Origin of the sequence: Streptomyces sp. NPDC050315 (genome assembly GCF_040655775.1) — a bacterium.
Taxonomy (GTDB): Bacteria; Actinomycetota; Actinomycetes; order Streptomycetales; family Streptomycetaceae; genus Streptomyces.
The window spans coordinates 351958-378253 of the sequence record NZ_JBFAKN010000004.1; the positions used below are offsets into that span (position 1 = coordinate 351958).

Sequence of the window (26296 nt, forward strand, 5' to 3'; positions counted from 1 at the left end):
GACGGATGGGACCGCGCAGTGCGGGGCAACGACCGCTACGAGGCTGACGATCACCTCTCGCAGTTCGAGGCCGAGATGGAGCGGCTGAAGACGGAGCGGGACAAGGCCGTCCAGCATGCCGACGACCTCGGCTATCAGGTCGAAGTTCTGCGTGCCAAGCTCCACGAGGCACGCCGTACCCTCATGACGCGCCCGGCGTACGACAACGTCAGCGCCCAGGCCGAGCAACTGCTGCGCAACGCCCAGGTGCAGGCCGACCAGTTGCGCGCGGACGCCGAGCGCGAGCTGCGCGAGGCGCGGGCCCAGACCCAGCGGCTGCTGCAGGAGCAGGCCGAGCGCCAGTCCCGGCTCGAAGCCGAGCTGCACACCGAGGCGGTGGAGCGCCGCCGGCGGCTGGACGAGGAGCTCAACGAGCGCCGCCAGACCGTCGAGAGCCACGTCAACGAGAACGTCGCCTGGGCCGAGCAGCTGCGCTCCCGTACCGAGGCCCAGGCCCGCCGGCTCATGGACGAGTCCAGAGCCGAGGCCGAGCAACAGCTCGCGCACGCCCGCGCCGAGGCGCAGCGGCTGGCCGAGCAGGCCCGCGAGCGGCTGGGCGCCGAGGCCGAGCAGGCCCGCGCGGAGGCCGACGCCATCCTGCGCCGCGCCCGTACGGACGCCGAGCGGCTGCTGAACGCCGCGTCCACGCAGGCCCAGGAGGCCACCGACCAGGCCGAGCAGCTCCGTACGTCGACCGCCGGGGAGTCCGAGGAGGCCCGCCGGCGCAACGCCGAGCTGACCCGCACCGCCGAGGAGCGGCTGCAGGAGGCCGACACGGCGCTGCGCGAGGCGCGCGCCCGGGCCGACAAGCTCGTCGAGGAGGCCGAGGCGAGCGCCGCCAAGCGGCTGTCGGCCACGGAGTCGGAGAACGAGCAGCGCACCCGTACGGCCAAGCAGGAGATCGCCCGGCTGGTCGGCGAGGCCACCAAGGAGGCCGAGGCGCTCAAGGCCGAGGCCGAGCAGCTGCGCGACGACGCCAAGGCCGAGGCCGAGCGGCTGGTCGCGGAGGCCCAGGAGGCGGCCCGCGCGAAGGCCGCCGAGGACTCCGCCGCGCAGCTGGCGAAGGCCGCGCGCTCGGCCGAGGAGATGGTGAGCAAGGCGGCGGAGGACGCCAAGGCCACCACCCGGGCCGCCGCCGAGGAGGCCGAGCGGATCCGCAAGGAGGCCGAGGCCGAGGCGGACCGGCTGCGCGAGGAGGCGCACGAGACCGCCCAGCAGCTCAAGGGCGCCGCCAAGGACGACACCAAGGAGTACCGCGCCAAGACCGTCGAACTGCAGGAGGAGGCGCGCCGGCTGCGCGGCGAGGCCGAGCAGCTGCGCACCGAGGCGGTCGACGAGGGCGAGCGGATCCGCGGCGAGGCCCGCCGCGAGGCCGTGCAGCAGATCGAGGAGGCCGCGGCCACCGCCGAGGAGCTGCTGGCCAAAGCGAAGTCCGATGCGGAGGAGACCCGTTCGGGCGCGACGGCCGACAGCGAGCGGATGCGCGCCGAGGCCGCCGAGCGCACCGCGCAGCTGCGCGCGCAGGCCGAGGAGGCGCTGGAGCAGGCCCGCAGCGAGGCCGAGGACCTGCACGCCGCGGCCGAGGAGGCAGCCGCGGCGACCCGTGCCGAGGCCGAGGAGGCCGCGACCGAGCTGCGGGCCGAGGCCGAGCGCAGCGCGGACGAGCGGCGCGAGCTGGCCCAGGCGGAGCTGGACCGGCTGCACGGCGAGGCGGAGGAGCGGGTCGCCGCGGCCGAGACGGCGCTGCGCGAGGCCCGCGAGGAGGCCGAGCGGCTGCGCAAGGAGGCCCAGGAGGAGACCGCGCGGCTGAAGGCGGAGTCCGCCGAGCGGCGCCGCGAGAAGGAGCAGCAGGCCGAGGAGGAGGCCGAGCGGCTGCGTGCCGAGGCCGCCTCGGACGCCGCATCGGCGCGGGCCGAGGCCGAGGCCGCCGCCACGCGGCTGACCACGGAGGCGGCCGCCGAGGCCGAGCGGCTGAAGTCGGAGGCGCAGGAGACCGCCGACCGGGTGCGCGCGGAGGCCGCGGCGGCGGCCGAGCGTACGGGCACGGAGGCCGCCGAGGCGCTGGCCGCGGCCCAGGAGGAGGCCACGCGCCGCCGCCGGGAGGCCGACCAGGAGCTGGGCGAGGCCCGCGAGGAGGCCCACCAGGAGCGCACGGCGGCCCGCGAGCAGAGCGAGGAGCTGCTGGCCGCGGCCCGTAACCGGGTGGCGGAGGCGCAGGCCGAGGCCGAGCGGCTGGTGGAGGAGGCGGACCGGCGCGCCGAGGAGCTGGTCGCCACCGCCGAGCAGACCGCGCAGCAGGTGCGCGACGCGGTCGCCGGGCTGCACGAGCAGGCCGAGGAGGAGATCGCCGGGCTGCGGTCCGCCGCCGAGCACGCGGCGGAGCGTACGAAGCAGGACGCGCAGGAGGAGGCGGACCGGGTCCGCTCCGACGCGTACGACGAGCGCGAGCGGGCCTCGCAGGACGCCGGCCGCATCCGGCAGGACGCGCAGACCGAGGCCGAGGCCGCCAAGTCGCTGGCCGAGCGTACGGTCGCGGAGGCGATCGCCGAGGCGGAGCGGCTGCGCACGGAGGCGCGGGGCGCGCTGGACGAGGCGCGGCAGGCCGCCGACAAGCGCCGCGCGGACGCCGCCGAGCAGGCCGACGAGCTGCTGGCGGAGGCCACGCAGGAGGCCGAGCGGACGGTGTCCGAGGCGGGCGCCGAGGCCGAGCGGCTGCGCGCGGAGGCCGACCGCACGCTGGACGAGGCGCGCGAGGCCGCCAACAAGCGCCGCAGCGAGGCCGCCGAGCAGGCGGACGAGCTGCTGGCCGAGGCCACCGCGCAGGCCGAGAAGCTGGTCGCGGACGCCACGGAGAAGGCGCAGCAGCTGCGGACGAACGCCTCGGACGCGCTGGCCGCCGCCGAGCAGGACGCCGCCCGGGCCCGTGCCGAGGCGCGCGAGGACGCCAACCGGATGCGGACCGAGGCCGCCGAGCAGGCGGACCGGCTGATCGCCGAGGCCCGCACCGAGGCCGAACGGATCGTCAACGAGGCGACCGAGCTGACCTCTTCGGCCCAGGCGGACGCCGATCGCTCCGTCCGCGAGGGCCAGGAGACCGCCGACCGGCTCCGGGCCGAGGCCGCCGAGCACGCCGAGCGGCTCGTCGCGGACGCCACGGCGCAGGCCGAGCAGCTGCGCGCGGAGGCCGCCGAGGCGCTGGAGAACGCCCGCGCCGAGGCCGACCGGACCGCGGACGAGGCGCGCAAGGACGCGGCCAAGCGCCGCGCGGACGCCGCCGAGCAGGCCGACAACCTGATCTCGGAGGCCGGTACGGAGGCCGAACGGCTGCGTACGGAGGCCGCGGAGAACTCCGCGGCGGCGGAGCGGGAGGCTGACCGTACCCGGGCCGACGCCCGCGAGCAGGCCGACCGGATGCTCGCCGAGGCGACGGCGGACGCGGACCGGATGCGCAACGAGGCAGCCGAAACGGTCACCTCCGCACAGCAGCACGCGCAGCGCACCCGTAACGAGGCCGACCAGGTCAAGGCGGACGCCGAGGCCGAGGCCGAGCGGTTCCGCAACGAGGCGCTGGAGGAGGCCGAGCGTACGCTCGACGAGGCGCGCAAGGACGCGGCCAAGCGCCGCGCGGACGCCGCCGAGCAGGCCGACCAGCTGATCGCCAGGGCGCAGGAGGAGGCCCTGAAGGCGGCGACCGCGGCCGAGGAGCAGGCCGACACGATGGTCGGTGTGGCCCGCAAGGAGGCCGAGCGGATCGTCGCGGAGGCCACCGCCGACGGCAACGCGCGGGTGGAGAAGTCCCGTACGGACGCCGACACGCTGCTCAGCGAGGCGCGCGGGGACGCGACCGCGATCCGGGAGCGCGCCGAGGAGCTGCGGGCCCGCATCGAGGCCGAGGTCGAGGAGCTGCACGACCGGGCCCGCCGGGAGTCGGCCGAGACGATGAAGAACGCCGGCGAGCGGGTGGACAAGCTCCTCGCGCAGGCCGAAGCCCAGCGGGTGGAGGCCGAGGAGAAGGCCAAGGAGATGCTCTCGGACGCGAGCAGCGAGGCCAGCAAGGTCCGCATCGCGGCGGTGAAGAAGGCCGAGGGGCTGATCAAGGAGGCCGAGCAGAAGAAGGCACAGGCCGTACGGGACGCGGAGGCGCTGCGTACGGAGGCCGAGCAGGAGGCCCAGCGGATCGTGGACGACGGGAAGCGCGAGCTGGAGGTGCTGGTCCGCCGCCGGGAGGACATCAACACCGAGATCTCGCGGGTCCAGGACGTCCTGGAGGCGCTGGAATCGTTCGAGACGCCGGGCGGCAAGGGCGGCTCGGGGCAGGGTTCCGGTTCGGGGGGCGTCAAGGCCGCGGCGGGCGCGGGGGCAACTCGTTCGGGTGGCAAGCAGTCTGATGCTTAGCCACTCAAATGAGGGTTCATTCTCCACTTCAAACGGTCAATGACTCGATGACACGCCGCTCGGGCCCCTAGGATTCCCCCTTATCACCTCACCGGTCTCTTTCGACAGGAACCCCATGAGCGACACTTCCTCCCCCTTCGGTTTCGAGCTCGTGCGGCGTGGGTACGACCGCGGTCAGGTCGACGACCGCATTACGAAGCTCGTCGCCGACCGTGACAGCGCGCTGGCGCGCATCACCTCGCTGGAAAAGCGCATCGAGGAGCTGCACCTCGAAACGCAGAATGCCCAGGCCCAGGTCAATGACGCCGAGCCCTCCTACGCGGGCCTCGGTGCCCGGGTCGAGAAGATCCTCCGTCTCGCCGAGGAGGAGGCCAAGGATCTGCGCGAGGAAGCGCGCCGGGCCGCCGAGCAGCACCGTGAGCTGGCCGAGTCGGCCGCGCAGCAGGTCCGTAACGACGCCGAGGCGTTCGCCGCCGACCGCAAGGCCAAGGCGGAGGACGAGGGCGCCCGGATCGTCGAGAAGGCCAAGGGCGAGGCGCAGACGCTGCGCGCCGACGCGCAGAAGGACGCGCAGTCCAAGCGCGAGGAGGCGGACTCCCTCTTCGAGGAGACCCGCGCGAAGGCCGCCCAGGCCGCGGCCGACTTCGAGACCAACCTCGCCAAGCGCCGCGAGCAGTCCGAGCGGGACCTGGCCTCGCGTCAGGCCAAGGCCGAGAAGCGGCTCGCGGAGATCGAGCACCGCGCCGAGCAGCTCCGCCTGGAGGCCGAGAAGCTGCGTACGGACGCGGAGCGCCGGGCCCGCCAGACGGTGGAGACCGCGCAGCGCCAGGCCGAGGACATCGTGGCGGACGCGAACGCGAAGGCGGACCGTATCCGCTCGGAATCGGAGCGCGAGCTGGCGGCGCTGACGAACCGGCGCGACTCCATCAACGCGCAGCTCACCAATGTGCGCGAGATGCTGGCGACGCTTACCGGTGCGGCGGTGGCTGCCGCCGGGACGCCGGGCGAGGAGGAGTCGTCGTCCCGCGGCGTGCCCGCCCAGCAGGGTCGCTGACCCTGCCGCTTGCCGACTGCCCCGGGCCGCGTCGTGCGGTGCGGGGCAGTGGTGTGTGCGGGTCGTATCGCGGCCTGACGGCCGCTCGTCCTCAAACGCCGGACGGGCTTGATTGTGCCGGGCGTGGTCCGTACGGGCGCGCCCCGACGGCGGCGGTGCGCTGCCGCGCCTAGCGTGGCCCCATGATCGAGATCGAGGGGCTGAGCAAGCGGTACGGGGAGAAGTTGGCCGTTGACGGGCTGAGCTTTGCCGTGCGGCCCGGGATCATTACCGGGTTTCTCGGTCCCAATGGTGCCGGGAAGTCCACGACCATGCGGATGATGCTGGACCTGGACAACCCCACCGCCGGCACCGTCCGTATCGATGGCAGGCACTACCGCCAACTGAAGGACCCGCTGAAGTGCATCGGGGCGCTGCTCGACGCCAAGGCCATGCACGGCGGGCGCAGCGCGTATCACCACCTGCTGTGCCTGGCGCAGGCCAACGGCATTCCGCGCGCACGCGTCCTTCAGGCGCTGGACACCGTGGGGCTGACCGCCGTCGCCAAGAAGCGTGCCAAGGGGTTCTCGCTCGGCATGGGGCAGCGGCTCGGTATTGCCGCCGCGCTGCTCGGCGATCCGCGCATCCTGATGTTCGACGAGCCGGTCAACGGTCTCGACCCCGAGGGCATCCACTGGATCCGCAACCTCATGAAGAGCCTGGCCGCCCAGGGCCGTACGGTCTTCGTCTCTTCGCACCTGATGAGCGAGATGGCGCTGACCGCCGATCACCTCGTCGTCATCGGGCAGGGCCGGCTGCTCGCCGACACCTCCATGGCCGAGTTCATCCGGCGCAATTCGCGCAGTTACGTCCGGATGCGCTCCCCGGAGCACGAGCGGCTGCGGGATGTGCTGGCGGCGGCCGGGCACACCGCGGTACCGGCGACGGACGGGGCGCTGGAGATCGATGGGGTGGGCGCCGGGGAACTGGGCGAGCTGGCCGCCGGGCACGGCCTCGTCCTGCATGAACTCAGCCCGCAGCAGGCACCGTTGGAGGAGGCGTTCATGCAGCTCACGGCCGAGTCGGTGGAGTATCACGCGCACTCGGACACGACGGGTCCGGCCGGGTCGACAGGACCGGCTCCGGGACCGGCTCCCGGTCCGGACGTGGGCCCACCGCCGCCCCAGCCGGCCGGGGCCTGGGGTGCCGACTGGCAGCGGAAGAAGGGGCGCTGACGATGGCGGTGGTCACCCAGGTCCTCACTTCGGAATGGACCAAGATCCGGTCGGTGCGCTCCACGGTGTGGACGCTGGGCATCGCCCTGGTCGTCACGGTCGTCGTGGGCGCGCTGATCTGTCTGCTCGTCAAGAACGACTTCGGTTCCATGCCGGTCCGCGAGCGGCTCACCTTCGACGCCACCAGCACGGCGTTCGCCGGGATGACCCTGGGCCAGCTCGCGATGATCGTCTTCGGGGTGCTGGTGGTCTCCAACGAGTACAGCACCGGCATGATCCGCACCTCGCTGGCCGCCGTGCCGCAGCGCGGCACCTTCCTCTTCAGCAAGATCGCGGTGGCCACCGTGCTCGCGTTCGTCGTGGGCCTGGTGACCAGCTTCCTCACCTTCACCGTGGGCCAGGCCATGCTGGGCCCCGACCTCCGGGTGGGGCTGGGCGATCCGGGCGTACTGCGCGCGGTCTTCGGCGGCGCGCTCTATATGACGCTGATCGCGCTGTTCTCCATGGGCGTGGCCGCGGTGCTGCGCAGTCCGATGCTCTCGCTGGGCATCCTGATGCCGTTCTTCTTCCTGATCTCCAACATCCTCGGCGCCGTCTCGGCCACCCGGAAGCTCGGCCGGTACCTCCCCGACCAGGCGGGCCAGAAGGTGATCAAGGTGGTGCCGAGCGGCGACGACGTGCCGTACGGACCGTGGGGCGGGCTCGGGATCATGGCCCTGTGGGTGATCGCCGCGTTGATCGCCGGGTATCTCTTCCTGAAGAAGCGGGACGCGTAGTGCTGCCCACGGGCGCGCCGGGGCTCGGCCCCGTCCCCGCCCTGGAGCCGCTGACGTATCCGGGACGGCCGGTGACCGCGCCCGTGCTGCTGGACGGCGAGGCGCTGCTGCCGCTCACCGCGGTCCCCGGCCGGCACCGGGTCGGCGGCTGGCGGCTCGGCCCCGACCCGGACCGCACGCTCGACGACGTACTGCGCGCCCGCGGCCTGCCGCCCGCCGGGCAGCGCCACCCCGTCCTCGCCGTCGGCTCCAACGCCTGCCCCGCACAGGTCTCGTACAAGCTCACCCGGCGCGATGCCCCCGCGGCCGTCCCGATGGTCCCGGTACGGCTGCGCGGCATCGGTGTGGGCAGCTCGGCGCACATCGGTACGCCGGGTTACGTGGCCGCCGCGCCGTTCACGGACCCGCACTCCGAAGTGACGCTCGTGGCGGGGTGGCTGGACGCCGCGCAACTGGCGGTCGTGGACGCCACGGAGGCGCACTACCACCGCGTTCTGCTGCCCGGGGACCGGTTCCCGATGACGCTGCCGTCCGGGGAGCGGCTGAGCGGCGCGTATCTGTACGTCAGCAGGCACGGCGTACTGGCAGGGGCGGACGGCGGGCCGCGCCCCGCCGGGCCGCAGCCGGCGCTGCTCGCCGCGCTGCTGGCCGATTCGGCGGCGCTGCGGCGGATCCTCGGGCCCGACCCGGAGGCGTGGGTGACGCGGGCCACGGCGGACGGCGCGGTGCGGTCGGAGGCGCGGCGGATCTTCCGCGCGGAGGGCCGGGTGCTGCCGCAGGAGGAGTTCGCCCCTTATGTGGACGATGACGCGGAGGTCCGGACGTACGACGATCTGCCGCCCATCGGGGGCGAAGCGGGTCTTCGCCGGTCACCGACACGCGGGGATTGAGCGGAACCGTCAATGGCTCGATAGCCTCCTAACCCTCACGGGGGCATGAGGTTTGTTCGGCACGCCCTGCCCCGACACCATCTCGCGAGGGGCGGAGAATGATCGAGGCAGTCGGCCTGACGAAGCGCTACGGCGCCAAGACGGCCGTGCACAACCTGTCGTTCCAAGTGCGGCCGGGGACCGTCACCGGCTTCCTGGGGCCCAACGGGTCCGGGAAGTCCACGACCATGCGCATGATCCTGGGGCTGGACACCCCGACCTCGGGGCACGTGACGATCGGCGGCCACCCCTTCCGTCAACTGCCGAACGCGCCGCGCCAGGTGGGCGCGCTGCTCGACGCGAAGGCCGTGCACGGCGGCCGCAGCGCCCGCCAGCACCTGCTGTCGCTGGCGCAGCTCTCCGGGATCCCGGCGAGCCGGGTGGACGAGGTGCTGGGCCTGGTCGGCCTGCAGGACGTGGCCAAGAAGCGGTCCAAGGGCTTCTCGCTGGGCATGGGACAGCGGCTCGGCATCGCCTCCGCGATGCTCGGCGACCCGCAGGTGCTGCTCTTCGACGAGCCGGTCAACGGCCTGGACCCGGATGGCATCCTCTGGGTCCGCAACCTCATGAAGCAGCTCGCGTCGGAGGGCCGTACGGTCTTCGTCTCCTCGCACCTGATGAGTGAGATGGCGCTGACGGCCGAGCACCTGATCGTGATCGGGCGCGGCCAACTGCTCGCCGACATGAACGTCAAGGACTTCATCGCGGCCAACTCCACCGGCTTCGCGCGCGTCCGCACGCCCGACACGGAGCCCGCGCAGGGCGAGAAGCTGACCTCCGCGCTGACCGAGGCGGGCGGCCAGGTCGCGCCCGAGCCGGACGGGGCGCTGCGCGTCACCGGGCTGCCGCTGCCGCGGATCAGCGACCTGGCGCACGAGGCCGGGGTCCGGCTGTGGGAGCTGTCGCCGCACCAGGCGTCCCTGGAAGAGGCGTACATGCAGCTGACGCAGGGCGCGGTGGACTACCGGTCGGCGGTGCCGGGGCAGCCGGTGCCGGGCGTGGTGCCGGGTGTCATGCCCGGTGCCGTGCCTGGCGTGGTGCCCGGTGCTGTGCCTGGTGCCGTGCCCGGTGGGCTGCCGCCGCAGGGGTACGCGGGTGATCCGTACGGCGGTGCGTACGGGCCGCAGGGCGGGGCGCCCGGACCGTACGGAGCGCCCCCGGCGCCGCCCCAGCCGCATGCCGCCCCCGCCAACCCGACCCAGCCGCAGCACAGCGAGGACGCCCGATGACCACCCCGGACCAGCCGCAGCAGCCGCAGCCGCCCCGCCAGGACGAGGGCACGATGATGCTGAACGCCGTCGGACCGCGGAACGGCGGCCCGCAGCCGGGCACACAGCCGCAGGCACAGCCCCAACAGCAGGCGCCCGCTCAGCAGCCCCAGCAGGCGCCTGCCGCGCCGCCCCAGCAGCAGCCCGCGTACGCCCCCGCTCCCCCGCAGCCACAGGTCACCGGTTACGTCTCCCCCATACCGGTGCGGCAGGCGCACCTCGGGCATGCGCTGGCCTCGGAGTGGACGAAGATCAAGTCGGTCCGCTCCACCGTGTGGACGCTCGGCGTGATGATCGTCCTCGTGCTCGGCGTCGGCACGCTCACCGGTTTCGGCATCTCCGCGAGCGGCACCGACCTGCGCGGCGCCTCGCCGCTCGGCTTCGGCATGTTCGGCATGCTGCTCGGCCTGATGTGCGTGATCACGCTGGGCGTGCTGTGCGTCTCCTCCGAGTACGGCACCGGCATGATCCGTACGACGCTGACCGCCTGCCCCAGCCGGGCGCGGGTGCTCGCCGCGAAGGCGATCGTTTTCTTCGTGCTGTCCTTCGTGGTCACCGCGGTCACCACGACGCTGGTCGCGCTGATCGAGACCGGCCTGCTCAGCGGCCAGGGCGGCGCCACGCCGAGCGGCTCGGAGTGGTTCAAGGCGACGGTCGGCGTGAGCCTGTACGTCGCGATGCTCGGCCTGCTCGCGCTGTCCGTCGGCGCGCTGCTCCGGCACTCGGCGGGCGCCATCACGATCATGATCGGCCTGGTGCTGCTGCCGCTGGTGCTGGCGCTGTTCATGATGGCGGAGAGCCTGCAGGACCTGAGGGACTTCCTGTTCGAGTATTCGATCCCGAGCCAGCTCGGTGTCATGTACAGCAATGCCGTCGCCGCGTCCGGCCCCTCGGGCTGGGACCCGCTGTGGATCGTGACGGGCCTGACGGCCGTCGTCCTCGGCGGCGCCTTCGTGGCGCTGCACCAGCGGGACGTCTAGTCACCGCAGAGAGGCCGGAAAGCGCCGCGCCCGGGGTCAGTATCTGGGCGCGTTACGGGACCGCTGGAGCCGCGCGCTCCGGCGGTCCCGCGCGTTCCAGCACGCCTTGTGCCAGTGCCGCCGGTCGTCGCCGTCGCTGTGCTGCGGCCAGGCCACCACATGCGGCACGCCGGGCGGGATCTCCTGGTCACAGCCCGGGCAGCGGTAGTGCTTGGCCGCCGCGCCGCCGCCGATCTGCCGTACGTACCACTCCTCGCCGCGCCACTCCTCCGTACGCTCCAGTCCGTAGCGCGGGCCACCCACGCGGTCCGAGGGGTTCTCACCGCCGCGCGGACGGTTTCGACGGGGGGACACTGGGCACCTCGGGACTTCTCGGGGGGAGTAACGGGCTGTCACCAGCCTACGACGACCGGCCGGAGTCCCGGACCCTCCGTCGCAATGCTGCGATCATCAGGAAACTTCGGCGGGAGCCGTGCCCTTGGCACGTGTCAGCCGTTGTTGCCTGTAAGGGGGATGTCGCGTCGGCTGCGAGGAGGCAGAAGAGCGATGCGCGTTGGGGCTTTTATTCTGGCCGCCCAGTTTCCGGGCCAGGCCGAGGGGGAGACACTGCACCGGGCCATGCGGTCCGCCGAGGTGGCCGAGGAGGCCGGTCTCGACGAGGTCTGGGTGGCCGAGCACCACTTCGTACCGTACGGCGTCTGTCCGTCGGCGGTGACCCTGGCAGCGCAGCTGCTGGGGCGTACGCACCGCATCGGAGTCGGCACGGCGGTCAGCGTCCTGCCGACCGCGCATCCGGTCGCGGTCGGTGAGCAGGCGGCGCTGCTGCATCTGACGTCCGGCGGGCGGTTCACGCTCGGCGTCGGGCGGGGCGGGCCATGGGTCGACCTGGAGGTCTTCGGGTGCGGCCTCGCGGCGTACGAGGAAGGCTTTCCGGAGTCCCTGGACCTGCTGCTGCGCTGGCTGCGCGAGCCGCGCGTCGGGGCGGCCGGTGAGCGGTATGCGTTCCGGGATGTGGCCGTGGTGCCGCGCCCCGCCGAGGAGCCGGCCGGGCGGGACGGCCCGCCGGTGGTGGTGGCCTGCACCTCCGCCCGCTCCGTGCGGCTGGCGGCCGAGCGCGGCCTGCCGATGCTGCTGGGGATGCACTCGGGGGACGAGGAAAAGGCCGAGATGGTCGCCTGCTGGCGGCGTACGGCGCTGGCCGCCGGACGGGATCCGGACGAGGTCGCGGCGGCCGCGCATGTCTCGGCGGGCGTGGTGCAGATCGCCGACGCCCGGCAGGACGCCAGGGAGACGCTGCTGAAGTCGATGCCCGGCTGGCTGCGCCAGGGGCTCGCGGCCCATGTCACGGTCGACGGCCGGCGCCGCGCCATGCGCGACCCGCTGGCCTATACGGAGCTGCTCTGCGGGCTGCACCCGGTCGGGACGCCGGAGGACTGTGCGGACCGGCTCGCCGCGACCGCGGAGAAGACGGGCATCAGGCGCCACGCACTGCTGGTGGAGGGGTCCGGCGACCTCGCCACGACGGAGGAGAACATCCGCCGGCTGGGCAAAGAGGTACTGCCGATGCTGCCCTGAGTACGACTGTCCCCGGTACCACTGGCCTCAGTACTGCTGTCCTGAGGCGCCGCTGGGCCGATGGCCCGGGCGAGAGGACCCCGGGGGCCGGGGGGTCCGGAGAGATCCTTCATGTGCCCGACGGGCGGTCCGTCCGCCGACGGGGCCCGGGAGCCCCGCCGGCGGACCATTGCCGATGCCGCCGCTCGCGTACTGACGCCGCTTCGGCGTCACATCCCATGCACGTCGGCGGCGGCAACTCCGATCAGCAGTCGCGCAGTTCGGGCGACTGGTTCAGCAGCTGGCCCCGTACGGACGTGAAGCGGGCCAGGCGGTCGTCCGCCGCCGGATCGAGCGGGAAGACCGCGACCCGGTGGCAGTTCTGGAACGCCAGCCGCACGCCGAAGTGCCGTTCGAGCGACCCGCGTATCGCGTCACTCGCCAGTGCTCGCAGCAGTTGGCCGCGCGCCTGCTCGTCGGGCGGCGGGGTCAGGTTGTCGGCGAACTCCCCGCCGTCCACCTTCAGGCGGGCCACCAGCGAGCTGATCATCTCCCATGCATAAGGCAGAGAGGTCCGGACGCAGTCGACAAATGCGGCTTCGTCGACCTCGCCTCGCTCGGCCTGTTCGAGGAGGGCCGGTGAGACGTCGAGCGACATGAGGTTCTCCTCTCGCGGCTCCATAAGGGGCGGAGCCTCAGGGACAGTACGAGGGACCGCCACGCAGCGTGTCCGCGTCACGACCCCCCGCGTCAACGGTATTCCGCCTTTCTTGCCCGCACCAGGAGATTGCGCACACAACCGGCCACGCGAACCCGCCGGAGCTGCGGGGGTTTCCGCCGCAACGTCGCCCCGCGCCCGGACCCGGCGCCGTACGGGTACACCGCATACGCCCATGGGCGAATCGCGTGGACCACCCGGCGTCGAGTAGCGTGGCGCACCATGCGTCTCGTCATCGCCCGCTGCTCCGTGGACTACGCCGGCCGGCTCACTGCCCACCTGCCCTCCGCTCCCCGTCTGATCCTGGTCAAGGCAGACGGCAGCGTCTCCATCCACGCTGACGACAGGGCCTACAAACCGCTCAACTGGATGTCCCCGCCGTGCACCCTCAAGGGCGGCGACGGCGACGTGTGGACCGTGGAGAACAAGGGCGGCGAGAAGCTCATCATCACGATGGAGGAGATCATGCACGACTCCTCCCACGAGCTCGGCGTGGACCCGGGGCTCATCAAGGACGGCGTGGAGGCGCACCTCCAGGAACTGCTCGCCGACCGGATCGATACGCTCGGCGAGGGGTACTCCCTGATTCGGCGTGAATACCCCACCGCGATCGGCCCGGTGGACATCCTGTGCCGGGACGCGGACGGCGCGACGGTCGCCGTGGAGATCAAGCGGCGCGGCGAGATCGACGGTGTCGAGCAGCTCACCCGTTACCTCGAACTCCTCAACCGTGACCCGCACTTGGCCCCGGTGAAGGGCGTGTTCGCGGCCCAGGAGATCAAGCCGCAGGCCCGGGTGCTGGCCACCGACCGCGGCATCGGCTGCGTCGTCCTCGACTACGACGCGCTGCGCGGCATCGAGGACGACAAGCTGCGGCTGTTCTGAGGCGTCCCCCACTCCGTGTAAGAGCCTGCGTCATCACCCCGGTCGGATCAGCGAACGTCGTCTGGTGCGTGCTATCGCAAGGCGCCGGAGCGTCCTCGTAGCGGAGCTACGTGGGCGGTTCGGCAACACCGCGAGAGTGCGTGCCAGGCGGCGGGCGCCCGGCCGGGGTGATGACGCAGGCTCTCTACGCGCCGGCCCGCCCGCGAGACGTTCCGCGGGCGGGCCGGTGCTACTTGTACGGCGGTACGGGCCGGTCAGGCGGTCGGCTCAGCCGAATCGGAGGCGGCGCCGCTGCCCGTCCCGTCGCTCATCGGGCTGCTCGCGGCGGGGTCGCTCTCGGACTGCGACGGGGCGGTGTCGGACGGCTCGGGCTCCGGCGTGGTCGGGTCCGGGTCCTGGGTCGGCGTGGTCGGGTCCTCCGTCGGCTGGGTGGGCGTCGGTGACGAGCTCGTCGGCGGCTTGGTCGTGCCGGTCGGCTTGCCGGACGTCGACGGCGGGCCCGTGGGGCCCGTGGGGTCGCTCGGCTGCGTGGTGCCCGGGCTGCCCGGCTTCCCGCTCGTGGCCGGATCGCTGGAGGGCGCGCTGCCGGACGTGGCGGGCGCACCGCTGCGCGAGCCCGTACTGCTGTCCCAGGCGCCCGGGCGGGTCGCGTCACGGGTCGGCTCGTCGGCGGTCAGGCCGTCACTGTCCTTGCTCTCCTCGGCGGACTGACCGGACTTGACCTTGTCCGCCGGGGCGTCGCCGCCGGAGGTGGCGCCGAGCGTGACGATCGTGCCGAGGACGGCGGCCAGCAGCGCGCCCGCGCCGGCCGCGACGAACTTGCGGCGCGCGCCGGTGAACCTCCCAGCGCGCTTCTGCTGCCCGTCCGCCGGGCCCGCCACGGTCCCCACCACAGGCGTCACCACGGTCGCCGCAGCCTCGTCCACCTGCGGCAACGGCGTGGTGATGGAGGTCGGCGAGCCGGGTGGCGAGGCGGACTCGTCGGTCCCCGTGTGCGGAACCTCCTCGCCCGCCGCCGTCACTCCGGCCGCGCTGATCTCCGGGGACACGGGGACGCCGGTGCGGTCGGCGACCAGGGCCAGGGCGCGCCGGCCCGCGACGGCGCCGCGCCGGTCGGCGAGCGCGCCGCGCAGCCCGATGGACGCCTCCAGCTCGGCGCGCGCCTTGTCCGGGTGGCCCAGGCAGAGCGCGAGGACGCCCAACTCGTGGTGGAAGTACGCCTCTTCGCCGACCTCACCGGCGACCCTGGCGGCCTCCTGGCCGAGCCGCAGGCTGCGCTCCCAGGCGTTCCACTGCAGGGCCGCGGCGAAGGCGGGGGCGGCCGTACGGGCGAGCAGTACGGCGGCGCTGGCGTGCCCGGACTCCCGGCTCGCGGTGAGCCGGGCCATCACGGCGAGCAGCGCGTCGGCCTCGGCGGCGGCCCGCTCGGGGGTGACCGAGTGGTGCCCGGCCCACCAGGAGTAATGCTGGGCCGCCGCGTGCGCGTGACCGGCCGCGCCCTCGGCGTACCCGGCCGCGGTGAGCTGGTCCAGTACGGTCGCCGCGAGGCGGTAGTGGGTGCCGGCCGGGCTGATCAGCCCGCAGGCCAGCAGATCGCCGAGGGCGGCGTCCGCGCGGGCGTCCTTGAAGAGCGCGGGCAGGTGGGTGGGGTGCGGGAGGTCGCCGCCGAGGGCGACGGCCAGCCGCAGCGCGTCCTGCGCGGCCGGCGAGAGCCGCTCCGCGATCATCGCGGCGAAGGAGGCGGCCTGGGGGATGCCGGGGAGGGGCGGCTGGGCTCCGGCCGGGGCGTCGGTGCCGTCCGTAGCCTCCGTACTCTCCGCTCCCTCGGACGCGCCGTCGCCCGCCCCTCCGTCCGCCGCCGAGCCGTCCCCCGCGGCGTCGACGGCCGCATCGGCAGCCGCGTCGGCCGCCGCCTCCGCGCTCTGCCGGTCGCGCTCCCGCAGGACCGCGCCCGCCTGCAGGAAGCGCAGCGGCAGTCCCTCGGACTCGAACCACAGGTCGCCCGCCCAGGCGGCCTCCTCGTCGGTCAGCGGCCGGCCCGCCGCCCGCTCCAGCAGCTCCTGGCAGGCGGCGCGGCCGAGGCCCGCGACGAAGACCTCTTCGATGTGCGAGGCGGCCGAGGGCGCGGGCACGTCGGGGGTGGCCGAGAGCAGGAAGGCGCACTCGGGCGTGGCGCCCAGCAGCTCCTCCAGCGCGTCGCCGCCGAACTCCAGGTCGTCCACGACCACCACGGCGCCGATGCCGGCCAGCGCGGTGATCAGCTCGGGGCGGCCCGGGCGGTAGTGCGGCGCCCGGTACACGGCGGCGAACAGGTCGTACATCAGGTCGGTGGCCGTGCGGCGGTACCCGGAGAGCCGGACGACGCCGTCGGGCGCGAGGCCGGCGCAGCCGGCGGCGACCGCGTCCAGCAGCCGGGAGCGGCCAGCGCCGGAGGGGCCGGTGAGGCGTACGGAGCGGCCGCGGGTGAGCAGCCGGGTCAGCCGCTCGGTCTCCTCCTGACGCTCCAGCAGCGGGAGGCGGTCCACGGGGTGGCCGAGGCCGCCGGGCGGCACCGGCGGGGCGCTCAGCGCGCGGGCCCGCTCGGCGCGCTCCTTGGGCGAGTGCTTCTGCGGGGTGCCCGGCTCCTCGCCCGGCGGCGTCGGCTCGATCTCGCTGCCGTCGACGGGATTGACGGTGAGCAGGTAGTCGCCGGTGACCAGCCGCGCGGTGCGGACCGGGCCGTCCGGCACGAACTGCGGGCTGTCGGCGCCGGACGGCAGCGGGTCGGCAGGGTGGTCCTGCGCGCTGTGCTCCTCCGGCCGCCGGCCGTTGTGCGGATCCATGGACTCAAGCCCCCCAGATGCGTGGCGTGCCGACTGCTGCTCCGGCCGTCCGCACTCCCCGACCGGGCCGGGGCGGGTGGCCCCGGCCGCCGCTTCTGGTCCGGTCTCCGCCGCGGCCGCTCGGGGCGCGCTGAGAACCGAACATTAAGCCTTCCGACAGTATCTACGATGCGCCGGGGCCCTGCCCTGCCCGCTACGTCACGGATTCGTGAGGATCAGTGGCGTTTGTACCGCTTGCGCCTCTCAGTTACCGGCCGCCGCACGGTCCCCCGCAGGTCACGCGGGGCTCAGACGCGGGGCAGCGACTCCGCTTCGAGGCCGCCCTCAATGGCCAGAATGCGGTGCAACCGTGTGGCCACGAGCAGGCGCTGCATCTGGGGCGGCACCCCGCGCAGCACGAGCCTGCGGTTCACCCGGCCCGCGCGGCGGTGCGCTCCCATGATCACGCCGAGCCCGGTGGCGTCCCAGGAATCCAGCTCGGTCAGGTCCAGCACGAGATCGCCGTAACCGGAGTCGACGGCGGTGTGCAGGGCCGTACGGGCGTCCGCCGCGCTGCGGACGTCGAGGCGGCCCCCGACGACCAGCTCGACGTGGTCGCCCTTGATGTGCATATGCGCTCCCCGTGGTGATGCGAAAAATGTTTTTGCGTCTACAGAACTGACTGCCCCTCACGCGACGAAGTTGCCGCCTGTAAGCGAACCGATACCGAAATCACTCTCAGGAGTGACGCCTGAACGGGTGTCCGCGGATCGGTATTTCAGTGCTCGTAGAATCCCTGCCCGCTCTTGCGGCCGATATCTCCGGCGTCCACCATGCGGCGCATGAGCTCCGGCGGCGCGAACTTCTCGTCCTGCGATTCGGTGTAGATGTTCTCGGTGGCGTGCAGGAGGATGTCGACGCCGGTGAGGTCGGCGGTGGCCAGGGGGCCCATCGCGTGACCGAAGCCCAGCCTGCAGGCGGTGTCGATGTCCTCGGCGGTGGCCACGCCCGACTCGTACAGCTTCGCGGCCTCGACGACCAGCGCGGAGATCAGGCGCGTGGTGACGAAACCGGCCACATCGCGATTGACGACGATGCAGGTCTTGCCGACCGACTCGGCGAACTCCCGCGCGGCGGCGAGGGTTTCGTCACTGGTCTTGTAACCGCGCACCAGCTCGCACAGCTGCATCATCGGCACCGGCGAGAAGAAGTGCGTGCCCACGACCCGCTCGGGGCGGGCGGTGGCCGCCGCGATCTTGGTGATCGGGATGGCGGAGGTGTTGGAGGCCAGCACCGTCTCGTCCCGGACCAGCTTGTCCAGCGTCTGGAAGATCTCCCGCTTGACCTCGATCTTCTCGAAGACGGCTTCGACGACGATGTCCGCGTCGGCCGCCGCCTCCAGATCGGTGGTGGTGGTGATGCGGGCCAGCGCCTGCTCGGCGGCGGCCGCGTCCAGCTTGCCCTTGGCGACGAACTTCTCGTACGACGCCTCGATACCGGCCTTGCCGCGGGCCAGCGCGCCGTCGGTGACGTCCCGGAGGATCACGTCCCAGCCCGCCTGGGCGGAGACCTGTGCGATACCGGATCCCATGAGTCCGGCCCCGATGACGGCGAGCTTCTTTGCCACTGCTGTCCCCTAACACCCTGTGCACTTGAACGCGTCTCGAAGGGCGACGTTAGCGCTCGTTCGCCTCGGTTTGGAGGGTTAGAGATGCGCGTCACGTCTCACATGACGGACATCACACGGACCAGCCCCCCAAGGGCCTCACGCGGTGCCCCGTACCGCGTACTTGAGGCCCCGTCCGCTCAAGCCGGCCCTCGGTCATGGCCCGGCCATGACTGCATCGTAGGGGGCTCGCCGTGATGGTCGGCACACCTGCCTTCCGTACAGCCGGGGCGTAACTACGCTGACGGGATGGTCAATCTGACGCGCATCTACACCCGCACCGGCGACCAGGGCACCACCGCCCTCGGCGACATGAGCCGGACCGCCAAGACCGATCTGCGGATCGCGGCGTACGCCGACGCCAACGAGGCCAACGCCGTCATCGGCAGCGCCATCGCCCTCGGCGACCTCCCCGAGGAGGTCGTCAAGGTCCTCGTCCGCGTCCAGAACGACCTCTTCGACGTGGGCGCCGACCTCTCGACGCCGGTCGTGGAGAACCCGGAGTTCCCGCCGCTGCGCGTGGAACAGGCGTACATCGACAAGCTGGAGGCGGACTGCGACCGCTTCCTGGAGCCGCTGGAGAAGCTGCGCAGCTTCATCCTGCCCGGCGGCACGCCCGGCGCGGCCCTGCTGCACCAGGCGTGCACGGTCGTGCGCCGCGCCGAGCGGTCCACCTGGGCGGCCCTGGAGGTGCACGGCGAGGTCATGAACCCCCTCACCGCCACCTACCTGAACCGCCTCTCCGACCTGCTCTTCATCCTCGCCAGGACCGCGAACAAGGAGCTCGGCGACGTGCTGTGGGTCCCGGGCGGCGAGCGCTGACCGTCACGGCTTGGTCAGGGTCCGGGGCCGCTCCCCCACGACGGCCCCGGACGGGTACTGCCCGTCCGCCCACCGGACCGTGCAATGGCCGTAGGCCACCGTGATGCCGAGGTAGACCGCGGCCGGCCCGTGTTTCCAGTCCGCCTGCGCACCGTTGCGCAGGTCGAGCCCCGTCAGGACGAGCAGTACGAGCTCCAGCAGCGGCTCCATCAGCCGCGCCTAGCGCCATGCCGTCCCCGGAAAACACAAAACCCGGACAGTCGTCAGGCCACGTTGACCCTCTGTCCGGGTGGTGCCGCCTCCAGCCACGCGAGGAAGCCGGTGAGCGCGTCCTCGCTCATCGCCAGCTCCAGGCGCGTTCCGCGATGCCGGCAGGCGAGGACGAGGGAGTCGGAGAGCAGGGCGAGCTCTTCCTCGCCCTCCGGGCTGCGCCGCTCCAGTACCTCGATGGAGGCCCGCTCCAGGACGCGCCGCGGGCGTGGCGCATAGGAGAAGACCCGGAACCACTCGATGCGGTCACCGTTGTACCGGGCCACGCCGTAGATCCAGCCTTTGCCGCTGGGCTCGCCGTCCGCCGCCGTCACGGCCGCCGCGGCGGGCACGTCCCAGCGCAGGCTGCAGTCGAATGTGCCGCCGGACCGCTGGATCAGCCGCCGCCGCAGTCCGAAGACGAAGAGCCCCAGTAGTACCAGGACGACGACCGCGGCGCTCACACACAGAGCGAGGACCATCTCCACCGACCTCCTCGCCTCGAATTACGGACATGCACCTGCATCGGCTCAGCCGCGGACCGCTCTGGAGAATTCCAGCGCAGCCCGCGGCTGAGGGTAAAGCTCGTCTGTGACAGGGTTCAGTGAACGCCTGCCACCGCACGCAGCCGGACATCGGCGCGGCGCTCGGCGGCCGCGTCGGCCTCCGACTTCGCCCGCTCCAAGGCCCGCTCAGCGCGCTGGACATCGATCTCGTCCGACAGCTCGGCGATCTCCGCGAGCAGAGACAGCTTGTTGTCGGCGAACGAGATGAAGCCGCCGTGCACCGCGGCGACGACCGTGCCGTCCCCGCCTTCCCCGGTCGTACGAATCGTCACCGGACCGGACTCCAGCACGCCGAGCAGCGGCTGGTGACCGGGCATGACGCCGATGTCGCCCGACGAGGTGCGCGCGACGACCAGGCTGGCCTCGCCGGACCAGACCTGACGGTCCGCGGCGACCAACTCGACGTGCAGCTCAGCCACGATGGCTCCTCGGGTCTTCACCTGCCGGGTACAGCAGATGTCGGGTCAAATACTAGTGGGCGTCGGGCCCGGGGGCGGCCACGGCCGCCCCCGGATCCGGAAGCCGGGGTCAGGAGACGCCCAGCTCCTTGGCGTTGGCCTTGAGGTCCTCAATGCCACCGCACATGAAGAACGCCTGCTCGGGGAAGTGGTCGTACTCACCGTCGCAGATGGCGTTGAACGCGGAGATGGACTCGTCCAGCGACACGTCCGAGCCGTCGACACCGGTGAACTGCTTCGCCACGTGGGTGTTCTGCGACAGGAAGCGCTCGACGCGACGGGCACGGTGGACGACGAGCTTGTCCTCTTCGCCCAGCTCGTCGATACCGAGAATCGCGATGATGTCCTGCAGGTCCTTGTACTTCTGCAGGATCGTCTTCACGCGCGAGGCGCAGTCGTAGTGCTCCTGCGTGATGTACCGCGGGTCCAGGATGCGGGACGTCGAGTCCAGCGGGTCCACCGCCGGGTAGATGCCCTTCTCCGAGATCGGACGCGACAGAACGGTCGTGGCGTCCAGGTGCGCGAAGGTGGTGGCCGGCGCCGGGTCGGTCAGGTCGTCCGCGGGGACGTAGATCGCCTGCATCGAGGTGATCGAGTGACCACGGGTCGAGGTGATGCGCTCCTGCAGGAGGCCCATCTCGTCCGCCAGGTTCGGCTGGTAACCCACCGCGGAGGGCATGCGGCCCAGCAGGGTGGACACCTCGGAACCCGCCTGGGTGTACCGGAAGATGTTGTCGATGAAGAAGAGAACGTCCTGCTTCTGGACGTCACGGAAGTACTCCGCCATCGTCAGACCGGCCAGCGCGACCCGCAGACGGGTGCCCGGGGGCTCGTCCATCTGGCCGAAGACCAGCGCGGTCTTGTCGATGACGCCGGAGTCCGTCATCTCCTCGATGAGGTCGTTGCCCTCACGGGTACGCTCACCGACGCCCGCGAACACCGACACACCGTCGTGGTTGTTGGCGACGCGGTAGATCATTTCCTGGATCAGAACGGTCTTGCCGACACCGGCACCACCGAACAGACCGATCTTGCCGCCCTTGACGTACGGGGTCAGCAGGTCGATGACCTTGACGCCGGTCTCGAACATCTCGGTCTTGGACTCGAGCTGGTCGAAGGTCGGGGCCTTGCGGTGGATGGGCCAGCGCTCGGTGACCTCGGAAGCCGCCTCGGGCTTGTTGAGGATCTCGCCGAGGGTGTTGAACACCTTGCCCTTGGTGACGTCGCCGACGGGGACGGTGATGCCCGTGCCGGTGTTGGTCACCGCGGCCTGGCGGACCAGACCGTCGGTGGGCTGCATCGAGATCGCGCGGACCAGGCCGTCGCCCAGGTGCTGGGCGACCTCGAGGGTCAGCGTCTTCTTGGCGCCCGCCTCGGCCGGGTCGGCGACCTCGACGGTCAGCGCGTTGTAGATGTCCGGCATCGCGTCGACGGGGAACTCCACGTCGACGACCGGGCCGATGACCCGCGCGACGCGGCCCGTCGCCGTGGCCGTCTCAACAGTGGTGGTCATAGTTGTCAGTCACTCCCCGCGGTCGCGTCGGCCAGTGCGCTCGCGCCACCGACGATCTCGCTGATTTCCTGGGTGATTTCGGCCTGGCGGGCCTGGTTGGCAAGCCGCGAGAGCGACTTGATGAGCTCCTCCGCGTTGTCGGTCGCCGACTTCATCGCGCGCCGGCGGGCGGCGTGCTCGGAGGCGGCGGACTGCAGCAGCGCGTTGTAGATGCGCGACTCGACGTACCGCGGCAGCAGGGCGTCCAGGACGTCCTCCGCCGACGGCTCGAAGTCGAACAGCGGCAGGAGCTCGGTGCTCGCCTCCCCGTCCTCGGACGAGGCGTCGAGGCTGAGCGGCAGCAGCCGGTTGTCGACCGGCGTCTGCGTCATCATCGACACGAACTCGGTGAAGACGATGTGCAGCTCGTCCACGCCGCCCTCGGCCGTCTCCTTCTGCACCGCTGCGATGAGCGGTGCGGCGACGGCCTTGGCGTCCGCGTACGTCGGGCTGTCGGTGAAGCCGGTCCACGACTCCTCGACCTTGCGCTCGCGGAAGGCGTAGTACGACACACCCTTGCGGCCGACGATGTAGGTGTCGACCTCCTTGCCCTCGCCCTTGAGCCGCTCGGTGAGCTGCTCGGCGGCCTTGATGGCGTTGGAGGAGTAGCCGCCGGCCAGACCGCGGTCGCTCGTGATGAGCAGGACCGCCGCCCGCGTCGGGTTCTCCGCCTCGGTCGTCAGCGGGTGCTTGGTGTTCGAGCCGGTCGCAACCGCCGTCACCGCGCGGGTCAGTTCACTCGCGTACGGCGTCGATGCCGCCACCTGGCGCTGCGCCTTGACGATGCGCGAGGCGGCGATCATCTCCATCGCCTTGGTGATCTTCTTGGTCGCGGTGACGGAGCGGATGCGACGCTTGTAGACCCGGAGCTGGGCTCCCATGGATCAGGTCCCTTCCGTCGTCACTTGGCGGCGCCCGGAGTGTCCTCACCGAGCAGCTTGCCGTCCGAGGTCTCGAACTGCTGCTTGAAGGTGGCGACCGACTCCGTGAGGGCCTGGATGGTGTCGTCGGACATCTTGCCGCCCTCGACGATGCCGGTGAGCAGCTCCTTCTTCTCGCGGCCCATCCAGTCCAGGAGCTCGCGCTCGAAGCGGCGGATGTCCTCCACCGGGACGTCGTCCATCTTGCCGGTGGTACCGGCCCAGATGGAGACGACCTGCTCCTCGACGGGCATCGGCTGGTACTGGCCCTGCTTGAGCAGCTCGACCATACGCTGACCACGGGCGAGCGAGGCCTTCGAAGCGGCGTCCAGGTCGGAACCGAAGGCGGCGAACGCCTCCAGCTCACGGAACTGGGCGAGGTCCACACGGAGACGGCCGGAGACCTGCTTCATGGCCTTGTGCTGGGCGGAGCCACCGACTCGGGAGACCGAGATACCGACGTTCAGCGCCGGGCGCTGGCCCGCGTTGAACAGGTCGGACTCCAGGAAGCACTGGCCGTCGGTGATGGAGATGACGTTGGTCGGAATGAACGCCGACACGTCGTTCGCCTTGGTCTCGACGATCGGCAGACCGGTCATCGAGCCGGCGCCCATGTCGTCCGACAGCTTCGCGCAGCGCTCCAGCAGACGCGAGTGCAGGTAGAAGACGTCACCCGGGTAGGCCTCACGGCCCGGCGGACGGCGCAGCAGCAGCGACACGGCACGGTAGGCGTCGGCCTGCTTCGACAGGTCGTCGAAGATGATCAGGACGTGCTTGCCCTGGTACATCCAGTGCTGGCCGATGGCCGAGCCGGTGTAGGGGGCGAGGTACTTGAAGCCGGCCGGGTCGGACGCCGGAGCCGCGACGATCGTCGTGTACTCCAGGGCGCCGGCCTCCTCCAGGGCACCGCGCACGGACGCGATGGTGGAGCCCTTCTGGCCGACCGCGACGTAGATGCAGCGGACCTGCTTCTTCGGGTCGCCCGAGCGCCAGTTGTCGCGCTGGTTGATGATGGTGTCGACGGCCAGCGCGGTCTTACCGGTCTGGCGGTCGCCGATGATCAGCTGACGCTGACCGCGGCCGATCGGCACCATCGAGTCGACGGCCTTGTAGCCGGTCTGCATCGGCTCGTGCACCGACTTACGGACCATGACGCCCGGAGCCTGCAGCTCCAGGGCGCGGCGGCCCTCGGACTCGATCTCGCCGAGGCCGTCGATCGGGTTGCCCAGCGGGTCGACGACGCGGCCGAGGTAGCCCTCGCCCACGGCGACCGAGAGCACCTCACCGGTGCGCTGCACCGGCTGGCCCTCCTCGATACCGCTGAACTCACCGAGGACAACCGCACCGATCTCGCGCTCTTCGAGGTTCAGCGCGAGGCCGAGGGTGCCGTCCTCGAACTTCAGCAGTTCGTTCGCCATCGCCGAGGGAAGTCCCTCGACCTTCGCGATGCCGTCACCGGCCTCGCTGACCGTCCCGACCTCCTCGCGCGAGGCCGCGTCCGGCTTGTACGCCTGGACAAAGTTCTCCAGCGCGTCCCGGATCTCCTCCGGCCGGATCGTGAGCTCCGCCATCTGGGTTCCCTGCTCTCCTTGTTGGGCCCGAAGTCTTGTTGCGGGGCATGGGGCTCCCCCGCCGCAGGCAGAGGGCGGGTTCGCCCCCTGTTGCTGTTCCCTGCGTTACGGCCCAACTCGGGCCGCTGCTCATGCTGTTGAGTTGGTTGGCTGCCTCAGCCGGCCATCCGCCGGGTCGCCTCGTCCAGGCGCTCGGCGATGGTCCCGTTGATGACCTCGTCACCGATGCGCACCTGCACGCCGCCGAGGACCTCGGGGTCCACGTCGAGGTTGAGGTGGACCCGTCGGCCGTACAGCGAGGTGAGCGCAGCGCCCAGGCGCTGCTTCTGCGTCTCGCTGATCGGCACCGCGGAGGTGACCACCGCGACCAGCCGGTCCCGGCGGTGCGCGGCGAGCTTGGACAGGGCGTCCAGCCCTGCTTCCAGGCTACGGCCCCGCGGCTGTGCGACGAGTCGGACGACCAGCCGCTCGGTGACCGCGTTGGCGCGGCCGCCCAGCAGCGAGCGGATCAGCTCGGCCTTGGCCGCGTTGTCCGCCCGGCGGTCGACCAGTGCGGAGCGCAGCTCCGGCGAGGAGGAGACGATCCGGCCGAACCGGAACAGCTCGTCCTCCACGTCGTCGAGCGCACCGGACCGCTGCGCGGCGGCGAGGTCGGCGCTGTACGCCAGCTCCTCGATGCCGTCCACCAGGTCACGCGACTGCGACCAGCGGGAGCGGACCATGCCGGAGACCAGATCGACGGTCTCGCCGCCGACCTGTCCGCCCAGCAGGCGCCCGGCCAGCTCGGCCTTGGCCTCGCCGGACTGCGCCGGGTCGGTGAGGACCCGACGCAGCGACACCTCGCGGTCGAGCAGCGCGGTAACGGCAGCCAGCTCCTCGGCGAGCTTCGCCGCGTCGACGGTCGTGTTGTCCGTCAGCGCGTCGAGACGCTCGCGTGCGGAGGCCAGTGCCTCGCGGCTCGCTCCATTCATCGGCCGGCCTCGGCCTTCGCCGTGTCGGTCGCCGCCTTCGTCTCGAGCTCGTCGAGGAAGCGGTCGATCGTGCGGCTCTGCCGGGCGTGGTCCTCGAGGGACTCGCCGACGAGCTTGCCGGCCAGGTCGGTGGCGAGCTTGCCCACGTCCTGGCGCAGCGTCTGCGCGGCCTGCTTCCGGTCCGCCTCGATCTGGGCGTGACCGGCGGCGATGATCTCCTCACGCTGCCGCTGGCCTTCCGCGCGCATCTCGGCGATGAGCGCGGCACCCTGCTCCTGCGCCTCCTGGCGCAGACGCGCGGCCTCGTGGCGGGCGTCGGCGAGCTGGGCCCGGTAGTCCTCCAGGACCTGCTGGGCCTCGGCCTGCGCGGCCTCCGCCTTCTCCATCCCGCCTTCGATCGCCGCGCGGCGCTCGTCCAGAACCTTGTTGATGTTCGGGAGGAGCTTCTTGGCGAGGAAGCCGAAGACGATGAAGAAGGCGACCAGGCCGATGACGAGCTCTGGGATCGGCGGAATGAGGGGGTTCTGCGGAACCTCCACCTCACTCGCCAGGGTGACCAGGGCGTTCACATCAATGCCTTCCGTCTAAGGGGTTCGTCGATGTGGCTCGGTTTACTTGTAAACGAAGCCCATGACGATGCCGATCAGGGCGAGCGCCTCACAGAAGGCGAAACCCATGATCTGGTTGGTGCGGATCAGGCCGGCGGCCTCGGGCTGGCGGGCCAGCGCCTGGGTGCCGTTACCGAAGATGATGCCGACGCCGACGCCGGGGCCGATGGCGGCCAGGCCGTAACCGATCGCGCTGGCGCTGCCGGTGAACGCTTCGGCGGAGGCGAGGGTCTGGAGAGCGGACATGCCGGTTCTTCCTTCTCTTTCAAGGACCGGTGGGGGTTGGCCACCGGACGACTG

Annotated in this window: 24 protein-coding genes; 10 read left to right on the forward strand and 14 right to left on the reverse strand. The window is 72.0% G+C overall.

All coding sequences use genetic code 11. The features are described 5' to 3' along the window. Positions 1-18 precede the first annotated feature (18 nt). From scy to AB0I82_RS16865, 7 genes are all read left to right on the forward strand, one after another. A complete protein-coding gene (gene scy / locus AB0I82_RS16835; protein WP_363258007.1) occupies positions 19-4434 on the forward strand; it encodes a polarized growth protein Scy in 4416 nt (1471 codons plus the stop codon). A gap of 115 nt (positions 4435-4549) precedes the next feature. Further along, the gene (locus AB0I82_RS16840) at positions 4550-5488 is read left to right on the forward strand and encodes a cellulose-binding protein (RefSeq protein WP_363258008.1); all 939 of its coding nucleotides are present in this window, start codon (positions 4550-4552) and stop codon (positions 5486-5488) included. A gap of 182 nt (positions 5489-5670) precedes the next feature. After that, a complete protein-coding gene (locus AB0I82_RS16845; RefSeq protein WP_363258009.1) occupies positions 5671-6702 on the forward strand; it encodes an ATP-binding cassette domain-containing protein in 1032 nt (343 codons plus the stop codon). A 2-nt stretch (positions 6703-6704) separates the two neighbouring features. Continuing rightward, positions 6705-7478 carry an ABC transporter permease gene (locus tag AB0I82_RS16850; protein ID WP_363258010.1) on the forward strand — a complete coding sequence of 258 codons (774 nt, stop codon included), beginning with the start codon at positions 6705-6707 and terminating at the stop codon, positions 7476-7478. After that, positions 7478-8368, forward strand: coding sequence for a hypothetical protein (locus tag AB0I82_RS16855; RefSeq protein WP_363258011.1), 891 nt, complete (start codon positions 7478-7480; stop codon positions 8366-8368). Before AB0I82_RS16850 ends, AB0I82_RS16855 begins: the two co-directional genes overlap by 1 nt. Before the next feature lie 98 nt (positions 8369-8466). Continuing rightward, complete coding sequence (locus AB0I82_RS16860) at positions 8467-9636, forward strand: ATP-binding cassette domain-containing protein (protein ID WP_363258012.1); 1170 nt, start codon at positions 8467-8469, stop codon at positions 9634-9636. After that, on the forward strand, positions 9633-10655 hold the full coding sequence (locus AB0I82_RS16865; RefSeq protein WP_363258013.1) for an ABC transporter permease subunit: 1023 nt from the start codon (positions 9633-9635) through the stop codon (positions 10653-10655). The genes AB0I82_RS16860 and AB0I82_RS16865 overlap by 4 nt, the downstream gene beginning before the upstream one ends. Before the next feature lie 36 nt (positions 10656-10691). Here the strand turns inward: AB0I82_RS16865 and AB0I82_RS16870 are convergent, their stop codons facing one another. Further along, positions 10692-11009: an ATP/GTP-binding protein gene (locus tag AB0I82_RS16870; RefSeq protein WP_223735114.1), complete on the reverse strand. Its 318-nt coding sequence runs from the start codon at positions 11007-11009 to the stop codon at positions 10692-10694. 192 nt (positions 11010-11201) lie between these two features. On the opposite strand from AB0I82_RS16870, the gene AB0I82_RS16875 reads away from it, so the two are divergent. Then, positions 11202-12230: an LLM class flavin-dependent oxidoreductase gene (locus tag AB0I82_RS16875; protein WP_363258014.1), complete on the forward strand. Its 1029-nt coding sequence runs from the start codon at positions 11202-11204 to the stop codon at positions 12228-12230. Between the two features lie 244 nt (positions 12231-12474). On the opposite strand, the gene AB0I82_RS16880 is transcribed toward AB0I82_RS16875, so the two are convergent. Then, positions 12475-12867: an SCO5389 family protein gene (locus tag AB0I82_RS16880; RefSeq protein WP_363258015.1), complete on the reverse strand. Its 393-nt coding sequence runs from the start codon at positions 12865-12867 to the stop codon at positions 12475-12477. Positions 12868-13149: 282 nt separating this feature from the next. Between AB0I82_RS16880 and nucS the strand changes: the two genes are divergently transcribed. After that, on the forward strand, positions 13150-13812 hold the full coding sequence (nucS, locus tag AB0I82_RS16885) for an endonuclease NucS (protein WP_030258485.1): 663 nt from the start codon (positions 13150-13152) through the stop codon (positions 13810-13812). Positions 13813-14066: 254 nt separating this feature from the next. On the opposite strand, the gene AB0I82_RS16890 is transcribed toward nucS, so the two are convergent. The 3 genes from AB0I82_RS16890 to AB0I82_RS16900 all read right to left on the reverse strand — a co-directional run bounded on the left by AB0I82_RS16890 (position 14067) and on the right by AB0I82_RS16900 (position 18240). Next, the gene (locus AB0I82_RS16890) at positions 14067-16634 is read right to left on the reverse strand and encodes an ATP-binding protein (protein ID WP_363258016.1); all 2568 of its coding nucleotides are present in this window, start codon (positions 16632-16634) and stop codon (positions 14067-14069) included. A gap of 287 nt (positions 16635-16921) precedes the next feature. Continuing rightward, on the reverse strand, positions 16922-17245 hold the full coding sequence (locus tag AB0I82_RS16895) for an STAS domain-containing protein (RefSeq protein ID WP_363258017.1): 324 nt from the start codon (positions 17243-17245) through the stop codon (positions 16922-16924). Between the two features lie 146 nt (positions 17246-17391). Continuing rightward, positions 17392-18240 carry a 3-hydroxyacyl-CoA dehydrogenase family protein gene (locus AB0I82_RS16900; protein ID WP_363258018.1) on the reverse strand — a complete coding sequence of 283 codons (849 nt, stop codon included), beginning with the start codon at positions 18238-18240 and terminating at the stop codon, positions 17392-17394. Between the two features lie 288 nt (positions 18241-18528). Between AB0I82_RS16900 and AB0I82_RS16905 the strand changes: the two genes are divergently transcribed. Further along, complete coding sequence (locus AB0I82_RS16905; RefSeq protein WP_363258019.1) at positions 18529-19101, forward strand: cob(I)yrinic acid a,c-diamide adenosyltransferase; 573 nt, start codon at positions 18529-18531, stop codon at positions 19099-19101. Positions 19102-19104: 3 nt separating this feature from the next. Here AB0I82_RS16905 and AB0I82_RS16910 read toward each other — a convergent pair whose 3' ends face one another. The 9 genes from AB0I82_RS16910 to atpE form a co-directional block, all read right to left on the reverse strand. Continuing rightward, the gene (locus AB0I82_RS16910) at positions 19105-19311 is read right to left on the reverse strand and encodes a hypothetical protein (protein ID WP_363258020.1); all 207 of its coding nucleotides are present in this window, start codon (positions 19309-19311) and stop codon (positions 19105-19107) included. 53 nt (positions 19312-19364) lie between these two features. Further along, positions 19365-19832 carry a DUF2550 domain-containing protein gene (locus AB0I82_RS16915; RefSeq protein WP_363258021.1) on the reverse strand — a complete coding sequence of 156 codons (468 nt, stop codon included), beginning with the start codon at positions 19830-19832 and terminating at the stop codon, positions 19365-19367. Positions 19833-19951: 119 nt separating this feature from the next. Continuing rightward, positions 19952-20335 (reverse strand): F0F1 ATP synthase subunit epsilon, encoded by a 384-nt coding sequence (locus AB0I82_RS16920; protein WP_223735126.1) that lies wholly within the window; start codon positions 20333-20335, stop codon positions 19952-19954. A gap of 109 nt (positions 20336-20444) precedes the next feature. Then, on the reverse strand, positions 20445-21887 hold the full coding sequence (atpD, locus tag AB0I82_RS16925; protein WP_363258022.1) for a F0F1 ATP synthase subunit beta: 1443 nt from the start codon (positions 21885-21887) through the stop codon (positions 20445-20447). A gap of 5 nt (positions 21888-21892) precedes the next feature. After that, positions 21893-22807, reverse strand: a complete 915-nt coding sequence (locus AB0I82_RS16930) for a F0F1 ATP synthase subunit gamma (protein ID WP_363258023.1) — start codon at positions 22805-22807, stop codon at positions 21893-21895. 20 nt (positions 22808-22827) lie between these two features. Continuing rightward, positions 22828-24417 carry a F0F1 ATP synthase subunit alpha gene (gene atpA / locus AB0I82_RS16935; RefSeq protein ID WP_363258024.1) on the reverse strand — a complete coding sequence of 530 codons (1590 nt, stop codon included), beginning with the start codon at positions 24415-24417 and terminating at the stop codon, positions 22828-22830. A 155-nt stretch (positions 24418-24572) separates the two neighbouring features. Next, entirely contained in the window at positions 24573-25388 is an 816-nt protein-coding gene (locus AB0I82_RS16940) for a F0F1 ATP synthase subunit delta (protein ID WP_363258025.1), read from the reverse strand. Next, the gene (locus AB0I82_RS16945; RefSeq protein WP_363258026.1) at positions 25385-25957 is read right to left on the reverse strand and encodes a F0F1 ATP synthase subunit B; all 573 of its coding nucleotides are present in this window, start codon (positions 25955-25957) and stop codon (positions 25385-25387) included. Before AB0I82_RS16945 ends, AB0I82_RS16940 begins: the two co-directional genes overlap by 4 nt. Before the next feature lie 42 nt (positions 25958-25999). Next, on the reverse strand, positions 26000-26242 hold the full coding sequence (atpE, locus tag AB0I82_RS16950) for an ATP synthase F0 subunit C (RefSeq protein WP_030258535.1): 243 nt from the start codon (positions 26240-26242) through the stop codon (positions 26000-26002). Positions 26243-26296: the final 54 nt, after the last annotated feature.